This window comes from Pseudoalteromonas sp. Z1A8, assembly GCF_011378855.1.
GTDB lineage: Bacteria > Pseudomonadota > Gammaproteobacteria > Enterobacterales > Alteromonadaceae > Pseudoalteromonas.
The window spans coordinates 1-755 of sequence record NZ_WTLB01000128.1 but is presented as its reverse complement, the minus strand read 5'-3'; the positions used below and the strand labels follow the sequence as shown (position 1 = coordinate 755).

Genomic DNA, 755 nt, shown 5'->3' with positions numbered 1-755 from the left:
CATCGAATTCTGGCTGGCCCAAGTTTACTGATTGATGTTCGCCCTTTTAATTTACCCGATTCATTATGCCGTGGAATTAATCCGCAATAAGCTGCCGCTTCTTTGGCTTTATTAAATTTTTTAGCCGCAAATAAATACGTCAGCTCTCTCGATAATACGGGTCCAATGCCAGGGATAGACTCAAGTAGTTTTCTGTTTCTTTTTAAATCAGGTTCATTATCTATGTGGTTATCAATGTCAGATTTAAGCTGTTTAATTTCATCGTCTAAAAACGCGATAGTCACTTTTATTGATTGGCAAACACGTGCTGAAACGTTACTGAATTCACTTGCTTCTAATCGGTTTGCTTCTCGTTGTCGGTTACTCTCAAGCGCATCTAAACGACGGATAAGGGCTTTAAGCTCTCTAATTGCTAATGCTTCAGGTTGCCAATAATTAACGACTGCATGCTTAGCACAGCCGTAATGAGCAAGCATCGTTGCATCAGATTTGTCTGTTTTGTGAATTATGTTTAAAGCGTCTGCATACTTTTTAGCTTTACCTGGATTCGCTAAAATAATATTAAAGCCTTGCTCGTGTAAAAAATACATCAGCGCCTCATGATAAACACCCGTTGGTTCGAGGGTGATAACGAGCTCACTAGCAGCGCTTTTAGTTGTATTTAAAAGCCACTTTTCTATTGCTAAAAAGTCTTGGCGCTTGTTTTTAAAGACTTTTGTTTTAATCTTGTTTGTAAGCTGGTCTCTCAACCACGA

General features: G+C 38.8%; 1 protein-coding gene. It reads right to left on the bottom strand.

The window, feature by feature from the left end:
* Positions 1–755 (bottom strand): transposase (locus tag GQR55_RS19985; RefSeq protein WP_166421965.1); only part of this gene is annotated, 755 nt, incomplete at both ends.